Origin of the sequence: Pseudoduganella lurida (assembly GCF_007830455.1) — a bacterium.
GTDB lineage: Bacteria > Pseudomonadota > Gammaproteobacteria > Burkholderiales > Burkholderiaceae_D > Rugamonas > Rugamonas lurida.
This window is the reverse complement of sequence record NZ_VLLB01000010.1, coordinates 103,798-119,784: the sequence shown is the minus strand read 5'-3', so window position 1 is coordinate 119,784 and position 15,987 is coordinate 103,798. Positions and strand designations below refer to the sequence as shown.

The window sequence follows — 15,987 nt, the reverse complement described above, 5'->3', positions numbered from 1 at the left end:
CCCTTGAGTTTCGACTCAAGGGTCTTTTTGTTTGTGCCGTCGGTTTACGGCAGAGCCCGTGTCCTGGTGCCAGGCACCAGGACATTGCTCTGTCCGTGTCCTGGTGCCTGGCACCAGGACACGGGCTGGGCAGTGTTAGGGGGCCCGTTTGGCGAGCAGGGCGTTGCCGGCGCGGCTGGCGCCCTTGCGGCCGAGGAACTGCGAGATGTAGGCGCCGGCGTCCACCACTTGGTCCAGGTCGATGCCGGTGTCGATGCCCAGCCCGTTCAGCATGTACAGCACGTCCTCGGTGGCGACGTTGCCGGTGGCGCCTTTCGCGTACGGGCAGCCGCCCAGGCCCGCCACGGACGAGTGGAAGATCGCGATGCCCAGTTCCAGCGACGCGTAGATGTTCGCCAGCGCCTGCCCGTAGGTGTCGTGGAAGTGGCCGGACAGCCGCTCGATCGGGAACGCGGCGATCGCTGCCGCCATCACGGCCTGCGCATGGCGGGGCGTGGCGACGCCGATGGTATCGGCGATGTCGATCTCGTCGCAGCCCAGGTCGCGCATGCGCGCCACCACGTCCGACACGGCGGCCAGCGGCACCTCGCCCTGGTACGGGCAGCCGAACGCGGTGCTGATGCTGCCGCGCAGGCGGATGCCGTGTTCCTTGGCCGCGCGCGCCACCGGCTCGAAGCGGGCGATCGATTCGGCGATCGAGCAGTTGATGTTCCGCTGCGAGAACGCCTCGGAGGCGGAGCCGAAGATCACCACCTCATCGGCCCGTGCCGCCAGCGCCGCCTCGAAGCCCTGCAGGTTCGGCGTCAGCGCCGAATAGATCACGCCCGGCTTGCGCGCGATGCCGTCCATGACCTGGCGGCTGGTGGCCATCTGCGGCACCCATTTCGGCGACACGAACGCGGCCGCCTCGATATTGGCGAAGCCGGCGGCGCTCAGGCGGTCCACCAGCGCGATCTTCACCTCCGCCGGCACGTCTTCCTTCTCGTTCTGCAGGCCGTCGCGCGGGCCCACTTCGACGATCTTCACTTGCGTCGGCAGGTTCATTTTAGTATCCCAGTTCTCGGTCGATGACATCGGCAATGGCTTCGCCCCGTTCCAGCTGGCCGATCTTGCCGGCAATCTGCCGTGCGCTTTCGGCGCGCAGCGTCATGGCCGCGATGTGCGGCGTGATGGTGATGCGCGGCTCCTGCCAGAACGGATGCTGGGCCGGCAGCGGCTCGTTGCGGAACACGTCCAGCGTGGCGCCCGCGATGTGGCCGGACTGGATGTAGGTCAGCAGGTCCGCTTCGGCCAGGTGGCCGCCGCGCGCCACGTTGATCACATACGCACCCGCCGGCAGCTTGCCCAGGTTGGCGCGGTTCAGGAGGTTGGCGGTGGCCTCCGTGAGCGGCAGCACGCAGACGATCACGCGGCTGCTGCGCAGGAAGGCATCGAGGCCCGCCTCGCCGCTGAACGACTGCACGCCGTCCAGCGCTTTCGGGCTGCGGCTCCACGCCTGCAGTGGAAAGCCGAACGGGCGCAGGCAGTCGAGCACGCGCCGGCCCAGCACGCCGGCACCCAGCACGCCGACCGTGAACGTGGCCCGCTCGTGCAGTTCCAGCGGGCGCCATTCGCCGACGGCCGCCTGGTCGGCATAGTCGTCGAAACGGCGGAAGTAGCGCAGCACGGCATGGGCCACGTATTCGCCCATCTGCACGCCCATGCCCGCATCGCCCAGCCGCACCACCGGCACTTGCCGGGGCAGGGCATCGCCATGCTTCAGCACCGCATCGGCACCGGCACCCATGAGAAAGACGGCGCGCACCTCGGCCAATGCCGGCAGCATCGCGGGCGGCGGCCCCCACACCACCGCGTAATCACACGGCGGCGGCGTCTCGCCCGCCACCCATGTCACGTACTCGGCCTGCGGCAGATGACGGGCAAGATCGGCCAGCCACGGGCCGGTCGCCCCATCGCTACGGTACAGGAGGAGGCGCATCAGGATGCCTGTACCGCCGCGCGGAAGGCCAGCAGCGGCGCGCCATCGGCCACCTGGTCGCCCACCGCATACAGGATCTCGTCGACGGTGCCGTCATGCGGCGCGGCGATCGTGTGCTCCATCTTCATCGCCTCCATGATCACCAGCGGTTCGCCTTTTTTCACTTCCTGGCCCTGCGTGGCCAGCACGGCCACCACCTTGCCCGGCATCGGTGCCGTCAATGGAGAAAATGAGCGGCCGCCTTCGCTTTCCGCCTCGCCCGCATGGGCCAGCGGATCGTTGTACTGCAGGATGTGATGCAGGCCGCCGGCAAATACGTGGAAGGTGTCGCCATCGCGCCGCACGGTGCCCTGCACGGACGTTTCGCCCAGCCGGATCGACAGCTTCGCGCCATCGCGCGACTGCAGGGCCACGTCGACATCGATGCCACGGATGGCCAGCTGCCAGCCGGCCGGCAGATACGTGACGATCGGTGCGTATTCCTTCTCCTGGTCGTCATGGAAGGCCAGCGAGCGCGAATAGCGCGCATTCAGGCGCCAGCCCGTGGCATGGCCCCAGGGATCGCCACGCTGGCCGGACAGGCTCGCCGCCGCGGCGCGCTCGTCGTCGATCAGCGCCACCGCGGCCAGGGCCAGTGCGGCCACGGACACGGAGCGCTTCGGCGGGAACAGCGTGTCCTGGTTGCGTTCGATGAGGCCCGTGTCCAGGTCCGCCTCGGCAAACGCCGGGCTTTCCACCAGCCGCTTCAGGAACGCCACGTTGGCGGCCAGGCCCACGATCTGGTAGTCGGCCAGCGCCTGCGCCATCCGCGCCAGCGCCTGCCGGCGGTCCGCGCCCCAGACGATCAGCTTGGCGATCATCGGGTCATAGAACGGCGAGATGGCATCGCCCGCGCGCACGCCGGAATCGATGCGCACGGCGGCCGGTTGTGCCGGCGTGCCGCCCAGTTCGAACTGCACCGCACCCGGCGTTTGCAGGTGGCGCAGCGTGCCGATCGAAGGCAGGAAACCCTTGTCGGGATTCTCCGCGTAGATGCGCGCTTCGATCGCATGGCCATGGATGGTCAGTTCTTCTTGCCGCTTCGGCAGCGGCTCGCCGGCCGCCACCCGCAGCTGCCATTCGACGAGGTCCGTCCCCGTGATCATTTCCGTCACGGGATGCTCGACCTGCAGCCGCGTGTTCATCTCCATGAAGTAGAAGCTGCCATCCTGATTGGCAATGAACTCCACCGTGCCGGCGCCGACATAGCCGACAGCCTTCGCGGCAGCGACGGCGGCATCGCCCATGGCCTGCCGGCGCTCAGGCGTCATGCCCGGTGCCGGCGCTTCCTCCAGCACCTTCTGGTGCCGGCGCTGCACCGAACAGTCGCGTTCGAACAGGTGGATGCAGTTGCCGTGCATGTCCGCGAACACCTGGATCTCGATGTGGCGGGGACGCTGCAGGTATTTTTCGGCCAGCACCTTGTCGTCGCCGAAGGAGCTGGTGGCTTCGCGCTTGCAGGAAGCCAGCGCCTCCTTGAATGCCGCGGCATCGTCGACGACGCGCATGCCCTTGCCGCCACCGCCCGCCGAAGCCTTCAGCAGCACCGGATAGCCGATGCGGTCGGCCTGCTGCTGCAGGAACTCGGCGCCCTGCTCGTCGCCGTGGTAGCCGGGCACCAGCGGTACGCCGGCCCTTTCCATCAGCGACTTGGCGGCGGACTTGGAGCCCATGGCGCGCATCGCTGCCGCCGGCGGACCAATGAATACCAGGCCCGCTTCGGCACAGCTCTCCGCGAACTCGGCGTTCTCCGACAGGAAACCGTAGCCGGGATGGATCGCTTCCGCGCCGGTGGCCAGCGCCACGGCGATGATCTTGTCGCCGCACAGATAGCTTTCGCGGGCCGGCGCGGGACCCAGCAGCACGGCCTCGTCGCAGACGGCCACGTGCCGGGCATCGGCATCGGCTTCCGAATACACGGCCACGGTCTGGATGCCCAGCTTGCGGGCGGTGGCCGCCACGCGGCAGGCGATCTCGCCGCGGTTGGCGATCAGGATTTTCTTGAACATATTGTCTCCCCTATGAGCTTTCCGACCCCGTCAGTCCAGTGCGGGGTTCCTTACTGCCATGGCGGCACGGCTGCTGCGCACGGGCTCTGCGGCCCGTTCGGCGCTTTCGATACTCAGCAGCCGCAGGCTTCCTTCTGTACCGAATCGAGCAGCGCGGCGCGCGTCGGCAGGCCCAGTTTCTCCAGCAGCGCACGGTCGTCGTTCGCTTCCGGGTTGTCGGTCGTGAGCAGCTTGTCGCCGTAGAAGATCGAGTTGGCACCGGCCAGGAAGCACATCGCCTGCACGGCTTCGCCCAGTTCGCGGCGGCCGGCCGACAGGCGCACGCGCGCCTTCGGCATCGTGATGCGCGCCACGGCGATCGTGCGCACGAACTCCAGCGGGTCGAGGCGGTCGAGGCCATGCAGCGGCGTGCCCGCCACCTGCACCAGGTGATTGATGGGCACCGATTCCGGATACGGGTTCAGGTTGGCCAGCTGGGCGATCAGGCCGGCGCGCTGCTCGCGCGTCTCGCCCATGCCCACGATGCCGCCGCAGCACACTTTCAGGCCGGCGCTGCGCACATGGCCCAGCGTGTCCAGCCGATCCTGGTATTCGCGCGTGGAGATCACGTTGTTGTAGAACTCCGGCGCCGTGTCCAGGTTGTGGTTGTAGTAATCGAGGCCGGCGGCCTTCAGGCGCTCGGCCTGGTCCGCTTCCAGCATGCCCAGCGTGGCGCAGGTTTCCAGGCCCAGGGCCTTCACCTCGCGCACCATCGTCTCGACCTTTTCCATGTCGCGGTCCTTCGGGCTGCGCCACGCGGCGCCCATGCAGAAGCGCGTGGCACCGTTGTCCTTCGCCTGGCGGGCCGCTTCCAGCACGGTCTCCGTGTCGAGGATCTTCTTCGCTTCCACGCCCGTGTCGTAGCGCGCCGCCTGCGGGCAGTAGCCGCAGTCTTCCTCGCAGCCGCCCGTCTTGATCGACAGCAGCGTGGCCAGTTCCACGTCGCCATCCGGGAAGTTGGCGCGGTGCGCTTGCTGGGCGCGGAACATCAGGTCGTTGAATGGCAGCGCGAACAGGGCCAGCACATCCTCGCGCGGCCACGTGGCCGCTTCGGGCAGGGTGATCGGCGCGGTCGGGCGGTGCAGGGCGACGGTTTTCGGTTCATGCAGGGACATCTCGTTCTTCCTTAAATCGTATTGCGGGGTGCCGGCCAGTCGGGCAGGCTGTTGAAATCCAGGTGGGCGGCCGCGGCGGCCGCGCCGGGTTCGTCCAGGCGGGGCACGCGGCCCAGCAGCGGCGCCGGAATGCGTGCCGCCAGCGCTTCGATGTTCTCGTCCTCGAACGCCATGTCGTCTTCGAGCGCGTTCGCGACCCAGCCGATCAGCTTCAGGCCACGCGCGGCGATCGCCTCGACGGTGAGCAGCGCATGGTTGATGCAGCCGAGGCGCATGCCGACGACGAGGATCACGGGCAGGTCCAGCTGTTCGGCCAGGTCGGCCGTGTCGTACGTGTCGTTCAGCGGCACGCGGAAGCCGCCCACGCCTTCGACGACCGTGGCATCGCTGGCCGCGGCGATTTCCAGGAAGGCGGCGAGGATCGGCACCGGATCGATGACGATGCCTTCCAGCGCAGCCGCGATATGCGGCGCGGCCGGTTCCTTCAGCAGGAACGGCGTGGTGATCGACTGCGGCAGGCGCACGTTGCCGGCCGCTTCCAGCTGGTCGCAGTCATCGTTGTGCAGGCGGCCGTCGCGCAGTTCCGCGCCGGCGGCCACCGGCTTCATGCCGCAGGCGCGTACGCCCTGCTGGACGAGCGCATGCAGCAGCGCGGACGAGATCAGCGTCTTGCCGATCTCCGTGTCCGTGCCCGTGACGAAGCAGGCGAAGCGGGGCGGCAGGCCGTCCATCACCGGGGCCGGTGCGGGTTCGGTGTCGAGCACGTCGTCCACAGCGGTGCCGAACGTCGTGCCGGTCTCCGGCGTGGTCCCCTGCACGGGTGCGATCACGGGGTCTTCGAGCGCCATCTCAGCTCCTTTCCAAAGAATTCACGGCAGCGGCCAGCCGCGCCACGTCGTCCGCCGTGTGGGCGGCGCTCAGGGTGACGCGCAGCCGCGCGCTGCCATCCGGTACCGTGGGGGGACGAATGCCGCCCACCCACAGGCCCTGTTCGTACAATGCCGCGGCGGCACGCATCGTGGCCTCGTTCGTGCCGATCACTACCGGCTGGATCGCCGTCTGCGAGGGCAGTGCCCCCCAGCGCTGCAGCCGCAGGCCATCGTGCCATTGTGCCACCAAACCCTGCAGGTGCGTGCGGCGGGCCCGGCCCTCGTCACCGCCGATGATCTCCAGGCTCGTCAGCAGCGCGTGGGCCAGCGCGGGCGGCGCGGCCGTCGTGAAGATGTAGGGCCGGGCGCGCTGCACCAGCGTTTCGATGACGATGCGGTGCGCGGCGACGAAGGCGCCGCCGATACCGGCCGCCTTGCCCAGCGTGCCCACGTAGACGAGGTACGGCGAGCGCAGAGCGAAATGCTCCAGCGCGCCGCGGCCGCCCTCGCCCAGCATGCCGAAGCCGTGCGCGTCGTCGACGACCAGCCAGGCACCGTGGCGTTCGCAGACCGCCAGCAATTCCGGCAGCGGCGCCAGGTCGCCATCCATCGAGAACACGGCATCGGTGACGACGATTTTATTGGCGGCCGCGCTGGCGGTGAGCAGCGCATCGAGCGCCGCCACGTCCGCATGCGGATACACCCTGACGACCGTGCGTGCCAGCCGGGCACCGTCGATCAGCGACGCGTGGTTCAGCGATTCGCTGAAGATCTCGGTGCTCTTGTCGCCCACCGCCAGCGCCGTCAGCACGGCAAGGTTGGCCATGTAGCCGGTGCAGAAGTACAGCGCGCGCGCCTCGATGAGGTTCGTGCCGACGAAGTCCGCCAGCCGCTCTTCCAGCACCGCATGGGCACGGCTGTGGCCACTGATCAGGTGCGAGGCGCCGCTGCCGGCGCCGTACCGCGCAACGCCTTCCTGCAGCGCGGCGGCGATGGCCGGATGGTTCGCCAGGCCCAGGTAGTCGTTGCTGCAGAAGGCCAGCAGCCGGCGGCCATCGACCGTCACGTGCGGCGCGCATGGCGTTTCGACCGTGCGGCGCGTGCGGAGCAGGCTCTTGTCACGCAGCCCGTCCAGTTGCGCGGCCAGCTTGTCCAGCAGCTCCATCAGGCACCCGCCAGCGTCTGCTCGAACACGGCGTAGGTGCGCTCGGCCAGCCCGGCGATTTCCCCGTCGTCGAGGATGTAGGGTGGCATCAGGTAGACGGTGCCGCCGATGGGCCGCAGCAGCAGTTCGCTGCGCGTGGCGTTGGCGAAGAAGCGGCGCGAGAAGGTGTTGTCCACGTCGGTCGCATCGAAGGCCCAGATCATGCCGCGCTGGCGCAGGTTTTTTACGCGCTTGTGCTCGGCGAATGGTGCGAGAGCTGCGGTGAGTTTCGCGGCGCGCTCGCGGTTTTTCACGAGCACATCGTCTTCGGCAAAGATGTCGAGCGTGGCCAGTGCGGCGCGGCAGGCCAGCGGATTGCCCGTGTACGAGTGCGAGTGCAGGAAGCCGCGCGTCACCTCGGCGCTGTAGAACGCCTGGTAGATGGCTTCTTTCGTGAGCACCAGCGACAGCGGCAGGTAGCCACCGCTGATGCCCTTCGACAGCGTGATGAAGTCGGGCCAGATGCCGGCCTGCTCGCATGCGAAGAAGGTACCGGTGCGCCCGCAGCCGACGGCGATCTCGTCCAGGATCAGATGCACCCCGTGCCGGTCGCACAGCTCGCGTACCAGCTGCAGGTACAGGGGATCGTGCATTGCCATGCCGGCCGCGCACTGCACCAGCGGCTCGATGATGATGGCGGCGATCTGGTCCGCCTTCCGTTCGAACAGGGCCTGCACGTCGGCGGCGGCGCGGCGCGCCACGTCCTGCGCCGTCTCCCCATCCTTCGCCTGGCGCGCATCGGGCGACATCACCGTCTGCGTGGCGCGCAGCAGCGGGCCGTAGGCGTCCTTGAACAGGGCCACGTCGGTGACGGCCAGCGCGCCGATCGTCTCGCCGTGGTAGCTGCCCTGCAGGCAGACGAATTCCTGTTTTGCCGACTGGCCGCGGTTGCGCCAGGAATGAAAACTCATCTTCAGCGCGATCTCGACGGCCGACGCCCCATCCGAGGCATAGAACGCGTGGCCCAGCGCGTGGTTCGTCAGCGCGGCCAGGCGCTCGGACAGTTCGATCACCGGCTCGTGGGTAAACCCGGCCAGCATCGCGTGCTCCAGCTTGTCGAGCTGGTCGCGCAGCGCCCCGTTGATGCGCGGGTTCGCATGGCCGAACAGGTTGACCCACCACGAGCTGATCGCATCCAGGTAGCGCCGGCCGTCATGGTCGTACAGCCAGGCACCGCGGCCATGGCTGACGGGGATCAGCGGCACGGGATCATTGTCGCGTCCATGGTGCTGCATCTGCGTGCAGGGATGCCACACGCTCTTCAGGCTGCGGGCAACCCAGTCGGTCCGATTCGTCAAAACTTGCTACTCCTACGTTCAATTCAGCCAGGACGGCTTGCGCTTCTCCAGGAAGGCAGCGACGCCTTCGCGGCCTTCCTCGGAAGCGCGGATCTGCGCGATGCGGTGCGCCGTATCGGCCAGCAGCGTATCGGTGACGGCTTGGTTGGCCACGTCGCGCACCAGCACCTTCGCTTCGCGTACCGCGTTCGGGCTGTTGGCCGCGAGCGCGTTGGCGACGGCTTCCACCTGGCCATCCAGCGCTGCCGCGGTGGTCACTTCATGCACGAAGCCGATGCGCAGCGCTTCCTTCGCGCCGAACCGTTCGGCCGTGAGGAAGTAGCGCCGCGCGGCGTTCTCGCCCATCGCCTTGATGACGTAGGGCGAGATGGCGGCGGGCAGCAGGCCCAGTTTCACTTCGCTGAGGCTGAAGTGCACGTCCTCGGCCACGATGGCGATGTCGCAGGCTGCGACCAGACCCACGCCGCCGCCGTAGCAGTCGCCGTGCACCTTCGCCACCACGGGTTTCGGACAGCTGTAGATAATGCGCAGCATGTTCGCCAGGCGCATCGCATCGGCGCGGTTCTCGTCTTCCGAGTAGCCGGCCATCTTCTTCATCCAGTGCAGGTCCGCGCCGGCGCAGAAGGCCGCGCCGTTCGCGGCCAGCACGATGGCGCGGATCGAGTCCACCTCGCCCAGCGCGGTGAAGGCCGCGGTCAGTTCGGCGATCGACTGCTCGTCGAAGGCATTGCGCACGAGCGGGCGGTTCAGCGTGACGGTGGCAACCGTGCCGGCCGTGTCGATGGTGAGGGTGGCGTAGTCCATGGATCGTTCCTTACATTCTGAAGAGGCCGAACTTCGTGTCGGGGATGGGGGCGTTGAGCGCGGCGGAGAGGCCCAGGCCCAGCACCGTGCGCGTGTCGGCCGGGTCGATGATGCCGTCGTCCCACAGCCGCGCGCTGGCGTAATAGGGGTGGCCCTGCTGTTCGTACTGTTCGCGGATCGGCCCCTTGAAGGCGGCTTCCTCGTCCTGCGACCACTGGCCGCCCTTGCCTTCGATGCCGTCGCGCTTGACGGTGGCCAGCACGGACGCGGCCTGCTCGCCGCCCATCACGGAGATGCGCGCATTCGGCCACATCCACAGGAAGCGGGGCGAGAAGGCGCGGCCGCACATGCCGTAGTTGCCGGCGCCAAAACTGCCGCCGATGATCACCGTGAACTTCGGCACCGCGGCCGTGGCCACGGCGGTCACCATCTTCGCGCCATTGCGGGCGATGCCCTCGTTCTCGTACTTGCGGCCCACCATGAAGCCGGTGATGTTCTGCAGGAAGACCAGCGGGATCTTTCTCTGGCAGCACAGCTCGATGAAGTGCGTGCCCTTCAGCGCGGACTCGGAAAACAGGATGCCGTTGTTGGCGACGATCCCCACCTGCATGCCGTGGATATGGGCGAAGCCGCACACCAGCGTGGCGCCGTAGCGGGCCTTGAATTCGTCGAAGTCGCTGCCGTCGACGATGCGGGCGATGATTTCGCGGATGTCGAACGGCTTGCGCGTGTCGGTGGGGATCACGCCATACAGTTCTTCCGGCGCGTATTTCGGTTCGACGACGGCGCGCAGCGGCGCCCCGTCCGGCTTGGGGCGGTTCAGGTGCGAGACGATGTTGCGGGCCAGCGCCAGCGCATGGGTGTCGTTCTGCGCCAGGTGGTCGGCCACGCCGGACAGGCGCGTGTGCACGTCGCCGCCGCCCAGGTCCTCGGCCGTCACCACTTCGCCCGTCGCGGCCTTCACCAGCGGCGGACCGCCCAGGAAGATGGTGCCCTGGTCCTTGACGATGATGGACTCGTCGCTCATCGCCGGCACGTAGGCCCCGCCGGCCGTGCAGGAACCCATCACCACGGCGATCTGCGGAATGCCCTGCGCCGACAGGTTGGCCTGGTTGTAGAAAATGCGGCCGAAGTGGTCGCGGTCGGGGAAGACCTCGTCCTGGTTCGGCAGGTTGGCGCCGCCCGAATCGACCAGGTAGATGCAGGGCAGGTGGTTCTGTTCCGCGATCTCCTGCGCGCGCAGGTGTTTCTTGACCGTGACCGGGTAGTAGGTGCCGCCCTTCACCGTGGCGTCGTTGCAGACGATGACGCATTCCTGGCCGGCCACGCGGCCGATGCCCGTGATGATGCCGGCGGCAGCGGCTGCCCCGTCGTACATCTCATAAGCCGCCAGCTGCGAGAACTCCAGGAACGGCGTGCCCGGATCGAGCAGCAGGCGCACCCGGTCGCGCGGCAGCAGCTTGCCGCGGGCGACATGCTTGGCGCTGGCCGCCTCGCCGCCGCCCTCGGCCACCCGGGCCACGCGCAGGCGCAGGTCGTCCACGACCGCCTGCATGGCGGCCGCATTGGCGCGGAACTCCTCGCTGCGCGGGTTCAGTTTGCTGTCGATGTGCGGCATGCGGTCTCCTGGTTTTCTAGTCTTTGGTCGGAAAATCTCCGTCCACGTAGAACCAGCGCGGCTGGCCGCCCAGGGCCGGATCGGGCTCGCGCAGGAAGCGGCTGATCTCGTGCAGGCGCTGTCCCTTGCCGCCGATGCGGAAGCGGGCGACGAATTCCACGTAAGCCTCGTCCGGGCCGGTTACTTTACGTTGACGTAAACGTAAAGCAGATTTTACCTCAAGTCCCAGCCAGTGCACGGGCTCGGCCGGATCGACGATGCGTTCCGTGGGACGGGTGCGGGGATACCAGGTGGCCAGCAGGTAGGGCTCGTTCTGCAGCGTGTACGCCGTGTAGCGCGAGCGCATCAGGAGTTCGGCCGTGGCGGGCAGTACCGCACCGTCGAGGTAACCGTCGAGATACGGACCGCAGCAGGCCGCCAGCGACGGCCCGCCGCACGGGCAGCCAGCCGGCTTGTTCGTCTTGGACATGGCAGGTCGGACAATGGAAAGGCGCCATTATCGCCGTTTCCTCAAAAATGGGGACAGACCCCATTTTCCGGGAAATATTTCCTGGAAATAGGTGGCTGTCCCCGATGTGCCGCGGTTTGTCAGCCGCGCCAGGCGAGGAAGTCGAGGGCGAACGGCGTCGGCTGGCCCGTCATCAGGCTGGCGAGGAGGGCGGCGGTGCCGGCGGCGAAGGTGAAGCCGAGGGGACCATGGCCCACGTTCAGCCACAGGTTGCCGTGCGCGGTGGGGCCGAGGAGAGGGGCGCTGTTCGGCGTGGCAGGACGCAGGCCGGCCCACGCTTCGATGCGCGAGTAGTCGGCCGCATGGGGCATCGTGGCGCGCACCAGGCGTGTCAGGCCGGCCACGCGGCGTTCGTCCAGCGACGCGTCCTCGCCCACCATGTCCACCATCGCCGCCACGCGCAGCTGGTCGCCGATGCGGGCATACAGGGTCTTGCGTTCGAAGTCCGTCACGCTGATCTGCGGGGCCGCGTGCCCTGTACCGATCGGCGCCGTCAGGCTGTAGCCCTTCAGCGGATACAGGGGCAGGTCGATGCCGGCGGTAGCGGCCAGGTCGCGGCTCTGGATGCCGGCGGCCAGCACGAAGTGTTCGCCGGTGACCCAGCCGTTGTCCGTTTCGATGGCGGAGATGCGGCCGTTTTCCGCGAACAGGTATTTCGCCGTGGCGTGGACGATGCCGTCGAAGCGGGGATGGGCATGCAGCCGGCGCTCCAGCGCCAGGCAGAAGGCGTGGCAGTCGGCCACCGCCTCGCCGCCGTTGAAGATGGCGCCCGCCAGCTGCGGCGCCAGTTCGGCCAGCGCGGGCTCCAGTTGTGCCGCCTCGGCACCGGACAGCACCCGGCGGTCGGCATCGATGGAAGGCTTGGCGATGGCCGCCCTGAACTGGGCCGGCGAGCGGTACACCACCAGCTTGCCCGCATCGCGCCAGCCGAATTCGGCGGGCGGCAGGTCCAGCTGCGCCATCATCCGGCGGCTGTGTTCCCCCAGTTCCAGCAGCTTGGCCGTGGTGCGCCGGTTGCGCGCGCCGCTGCAGTTGGCGAGGAAGGCGCCCAGCCAGCGCCATTGACGCAGGTCCGCCTCGGGCCGGAAGCGCAGCGGCCCCGCTTCCTGCCACAGCCAGCGCAGCGCCTTGAACGGCACGCCCGCATCGGCCAGCGGCGCCACGTAGCGATAGCTCAGCTGGCCGCCGTTGCGGTAGCTGGCGCCGCCGCCCACCTCGTGGGAGCGTTCCAGCAGCGTCACGCGAAAACCCGCTTCCAGCAGCCACCACGCCGTCGTCAGTCCCACCACGCCGCCGCCGATGACCACCACCTGGTGTGCCGAATGCCGCATCTTGCCTTTCCTTGACCGGGGCAGCCAGCTTACGTGCCGCCCCGCACGGCCAGCCAATGAAAGCTGTTGCGGGGGGCATAACCGCATCTCATGGGCTTAATCATGGGCCCTCTCATTGGTCCACGCATTGGCCCACTTCATGCAGCTTGAAAGCGGCATCCGGCGCGCTTCGCCGTTACACTATGGCCGTAGAGGAGACCGCAATGACCGCCCAAGCCCGGGAAACCACCGACAATTCACCGCTGTACATGCAGATCGCGCGCAAGCTGACGGACGACGTGCGCGCCGGCCGCTACCAGGTGGACCAGGCGCTGCCCTCCGAACGCACGCTGTCCGAGCAGCTGAACGTGTCGCGCGTGACGGCCCGCAAGGCGATCGACCAGCTGGTGGAGCAGGGCCTCGTCGTGCGCAAGCGCGGCTCCGGCAACTACATCGCGCCGCGCATCGAGCAGCCGCTGTCGAACCTGTCCAGCTTTTCCGAGCAGTTGCAGCAGCGCGGCTACCAGCCCGGCTCGCTGTGGCTGAAGCGGGCGCTCGTGATCGCCAGCGCGGACGAGCAGATGAGCCTGGGCCTGTCGCCCAACACGAAGGTGGCGCGGCTGGAGCGGCTGCGCACGGCGGACGACGTGGCGATGGCCTATGAAGTGAGCGTGCTGCCGGCCACCGTGATCCCGGACCCGGAAGCGGTGGGCGATTCGCTGTACCGCTACCTGGAAAGCAACGGCAAGGCGCCGGCCCGCGCATTGCAGCATATCCGCGCGATGAATGCGCCGGCCGACCTGGCGCGCCAGCTGGATGTGCCGGAAGGCGAGGCCGTGCTGTTCATCACCCGCATCGCGTATCTCGACAGCGGCGAGGCGGTGGAACTCACGCATTCCTACTGCCGCAGCGACCATTACGACTTCGTGGCCGAAATGCGGCGCGGCTAAGGAACCGACCATGTTGAAGACCGAAACGCCAAGCAGCGAACACACGCGGCTGGACGAATACCCGATCCCGCGCCTGGTGGCGGCCTTCGTGGACGACCAGTTCAACGCGGTACGTGCGGTGCGCGATGCCTGCCCCGCGATCGCCGCCGCCATCGAGGCCGCCGTGCCCCGCATCGAGGCGGGTGGCCGGCTGCTGTACGTGGGTGCCGGCACCTCCGGACGGCTCGGGGTGCTGGACAGCGTGGAGCTGTACCCCACCTTCTCGTGGCCGCACGAACGGGCCGTGGCGCTGCTGGCCGGCGGCCCGTCGGCGATGTACATGGCGGTCGAAGGCGCGGAGGACGACACGGCGCAGGGCGCCCGCGACCTGCAGGCCGTTCAGCCGACCCGCAATGACGTGGTGCTGGCGCTGGCGGCATCGGGCGGCACGCCGTACGTGCTGGGTGCGTTGCGGGCGGCGCGCGAAGCGGGGGCGCTGACGATCGGCATCGCCAACAACGTCGATGCGCCAGTGGCGCGCGCGGCCGACCATGGCATCACGCTGGACACGGGTGCCGAGGTCATTTCCGGCAGCACGCGGCTGAAAGCGGGCACGTCGCAGAAGATCGCGCTGAACACGATCTCCAGCGCCATCATGGTCCGCCTGCACAAGGTGTACGGAAACTTGATGGTAGACTTGAAACCCACCAACGCCAAGCTGTTCGCGCGCACGGTGCGCCTGACGGTGCATGCCACCGGGGCCGACGAAGCCGCCGCGCGGGCCGCGCTGGAGGACTGCGGTTTCCATGTCAAGGTGGCCATCGTGGCGCTGCTCAAGAAAGTGCCGGTGGCGCAGGCCCGGAGCCTGCTGTCGCGCGCCCGCGGCAGCGTGCGCGGGGCCCTGAATACCTGAACAAAGGAAGTGATGAACGCAGTGCAGCGCAATCCCTGGTGGTGGGTGCCCACCCTCTACTTCGGCCAGGGCATTCCCTATTTCGCCGTCATGTCGCTGTCGCTGGTGATGTACAAGAACACCGGCTTCTCCAATACCGACATCGCCTTCTACACGTCGTGGCTGTACCTGCCCTGGGTGATCAAGCCCCTGTGGGCGCCCATCGTGGAGATGTTCGGCACCAAGCGCCAGTGGACCGTGCTGCTGCAGGGCGTGGTGGGCGTGGCGCTGGCGCTGGTGGCATTTACCACGCACCTGCCGGCGTTCTTCCAGGTGAGCCTGGCGGTACTGTGGCTGATGGCGTTTGCCTCCGCCACGCACGACATCGCGGCGGACGGCTTCTACATCCTGGCGCTGGGCCAGAAGGAGCAGGCCGCGTACGTGGGCGTGCGCAGCACCTTCTACCGGCTGGCCAACATCACGGGCCAGGGCGCGCTGGTGGCGCTGGCCGGCCTCCTGATCAAGCGCACCGGCGATCCGCACGTGGCCTGGGCCTATGTCTTCGGCCTGCTGGGCGCCGTGTTCGCGCTGCTGTGCGTGTGGCATTTCTTCATGCTGCCGCGCCCCGCCGCCGACACGCCCGCGCGCCTGCAGGGCAGCCCGTTCACCGAATTCTTCACCACCTTCGGGGCGTTCTTCCGCAAGCCCGGCATCCTCACGATCCTCGGCTTCCTTCTGCTGTTCCGCCTCGGCGAATCGCAACTGCTGAAGATGGCCGTGCCGTTCCTGCTCGATCCGCTGGCGAAGGGCGGGCTGGGCCTGGACAACGAACAGGTGGGCTTCGTGTACGGCACCGTCGGCATCGTGGCGCTGACGGCCGGCGGCCTGCTGGGCGGCGTGGCGATCGCCCGCTTCGGCCTGAAGCGCTGCCTGTGGCCGATGGCATTCATCGTGCACCTGCCGGACCTGGTGTTCATCTACCTGTCGCAGGCGCAGCCGCAGGATCTGGGCATCATCGGCGCCGCGCTGGCCGTCGAGCAGTTCGGCTACGGCTTCGGTTTCGCTTCGTACCTGATGTTCATGATCATGGTGGCCGATGGCGCGCACAAGACGGCGCACTACGCGATCTGCACCGGCTTCATGGCGCTGGGGATGATGGTGCCGCAGATGGTCAGCGGCAAGCTGCAGGAGGCGATGGGCTACCAGCACTTCTTCATCTGGGCCTGCCTGGCGACGATTCCCGCGTTCGTGATGACGGCGCTGGTGAAGGTCGATCCGGAGTTCGGCCGGAAGTGAACCGGCCGGACACGAGTGGGCAGCCGGACGGCCGTTCCCGATTAACGGTATTACAATGTTGCCGCGTTTTTTGACTGGG

General features: G+C 68.1%; 14 protein-coding genes. 3 read left to right on the top strand and 11 right to left on the bottom strand.

Annotated elements, in window-relative coordinates:
* Nucleotides 1–135: 135 nt before the first annotated feature.
* From IP91_RS22270 to IP91_RS22220, 11 genes are all read right to left on the bottom strand, one after another.
* Nucleotides 136–1,044, bottom strand: a complete 909-nt coding sequence (locus IP91_RS22270) for a hydroxymethylglutaryl-CoA lyase (RefSeq protein ID WP_145652098.1) — start codon at nucleotides 1,042–1,044, stop codon at nucleotides 136–138.
* A gap of 1 nt (nucleotide 1,045) precedes the next feature.
* Entirely contained in the window at nucleotides 1,046–1,978 is a 933-nt protein-coding gene (locus IP91_RS22265; RefSeq protein WP_145652097.1) for a 2-hydroxyacid dehydrogenase, read from the bottom strand.
* Nucleotides 1,978–4,026: an acetyl/propionyl/methylcrotonyl-CoA carboxylase subunit alpha gene (locus IP91_RS22260; RefSeq protein WP_145652095.1), complete on the bottom strand. Its 2,049-nt coding sequence runs from the start codon at nucleotides 4,024–4,026 to the stop codon at nucleotides 1,978–1,980. The genes IP91_RS22265 and IP91_RS22260 overlap by 1 nt, the downstream gene beginning before the upstream one ends.
* Nucleotides 4,027–4,139: 113 nt before the next feature.
* A complete protein-coding gene (bioB, locus tag IP91_RS22255) occupies nucleotides 4,140–5,180 on the bottom strand; it encodes a biotin synthase BioB (protein ID WP_145652093.1) in 1,041 nt (346 codons plus the stop codon).
* 11 nt (nucleotides 5,181–5,191) lie between these two features.
* Nucleotides 5,192–5,911 carry a dethiobiotin synthase gene (gene bioD / locus IP91_RS22250; protein ID WP_145652246.1) on the bottom strand — a complete coding sequence of 240 codons (720 nt, stop codon included), beginning with the start codon at nucleotides 5,909–5,911 and terminating at the stop codon, nucleotides 5,192–5,194.
* A gap of 118 nt (nucleotides 5,912–6,029) precedes the next feature.
* Nucleotides 6,030–7,214 carry an 8-amino-7-oxononanoate synthase gene (gene bioF, locus IP91_RS22245; RefSeq protein WP_145652091.1) on the bottom strand — a complete coding sequence of 395 codons (1,185 nt, stop codon included), beginning with the start codon at nucleotides 7,212–7,214 and terminating at the stop codon, nucleotides 6,030–6,032.
* Entirely contained in the window at nucleotides 7,214–8,551 is a 1,338-nt protein-coding gene (bioA, locus tag IP91_RS22240) for an adenosylmethionine--8-amino-7-oxononanoate transaminase (RefSeq protein WP_145652089.1), read from the bottom strand. Before bioA ends, bioF begins: the two co-directional genes overlap by 1 nt.
* An 18-nt stretch (nucleotides 8,552–8,569) precedes the next feature.
* Nucleotides 8,570–9,355, bottom strand: a complete 786-nt coding sequence (locus tag IP91_RS22235) for an enoyl-CoA hydratase/isomerase family protein (RefSeq protein WP_145652087.1) — start codon at nucleotides 9,353–9,355, stop codon at nucleotides 8,570–8,572.
* 10 nt (nucleotides 9,356–9,365) lie between these two features.
* On the bottom strand, nucleotides 9,366–10,973 hold the full coding sequence (locus IP91_RS22230; RefSeq protein ID WP_145652085.1) for a carboxyl transferase domain-containing protein: 1,608 nt from the start codon (nucleotides 10,971–10,973) through the stop codon (nucleotides 9,366–9,368).
* A 16-nt stretch (nucleotides 10,974–10,989) separates the two neighbouring features.
* Nucleotides 10,990–11,442 carry a YchJ family protein gene (locus IP91_RS22225; protein WP_145652083.1) on the bottom strand — a complete coding sequence of 151 codons (453 nt, stop codon included), beginning with the start codon at nucleotides 11,440–11,442 and terminating at the stop codon, nucleotides 10,990–10,992.
* Between the two features lie 119 nt (nucleotides 11,443–11,561).
* Nucleotides 11,562–12,812, bottom strand: a complete 1,251-nt coding sequence (locus tag IP91_RS22220; protein ID WP_145652081.1) for a D-amino acid dehydrogenase — start codon at nucleotides 12,810–12,812, stop codon at nucleotides 11,562–11,564.
* Nucleotides 12,813–13,015: 203 nt separating this feature from the next.
* Here IP91_RS22220 and IP91_RS22215 point away from each other — a divergent pair, with 203 nt between their 5' ends.
* The 3 genes from IP91_RS22215 to IP91_RS22205 are packed head-to-tail and all read left to right on the top strand — an operon-like array spanning nucleotide 13,016 to nucleotide 15,908.
* A complete protein-coding gene (locus IP91_RS22215; protein ID WP_145652080.1) occupies nucleotides 13,016–13,741 on the top strand; it encodes a GntR family transcriptional regulator in 726 nt (241 codons plus the stop codon).
* Nucleotides 13,742–13,751: 10 nt separating this feature from the next.
* A complete protein-coding gene (locus IP91_RS22210) occupies nucleotides 13,752–14,633 on the top strand; it encodes an N-acetylmuramic acid 6-phosphate etherase (RefSeq protein WP_145652078.1) in 882 nt (293 codons plus the stop codon).
* A 12-nt stretch (nucleotides 14,634–14,645) separates the two neighbouring features.
* Nucleotides 14,646–15,908: an MFS transporter gene (locus IP91_RS22205; protein ID WP_145652076.1), complete on the top strand. Its 1,263-nt coding sequence runs from the start codon at nucleotides 14,646–14,648 to the stop codon at nucleotides 15,906–15,908.
* Nucleotides 15,909–15,987: the final 79 nt, after the last annotated feature.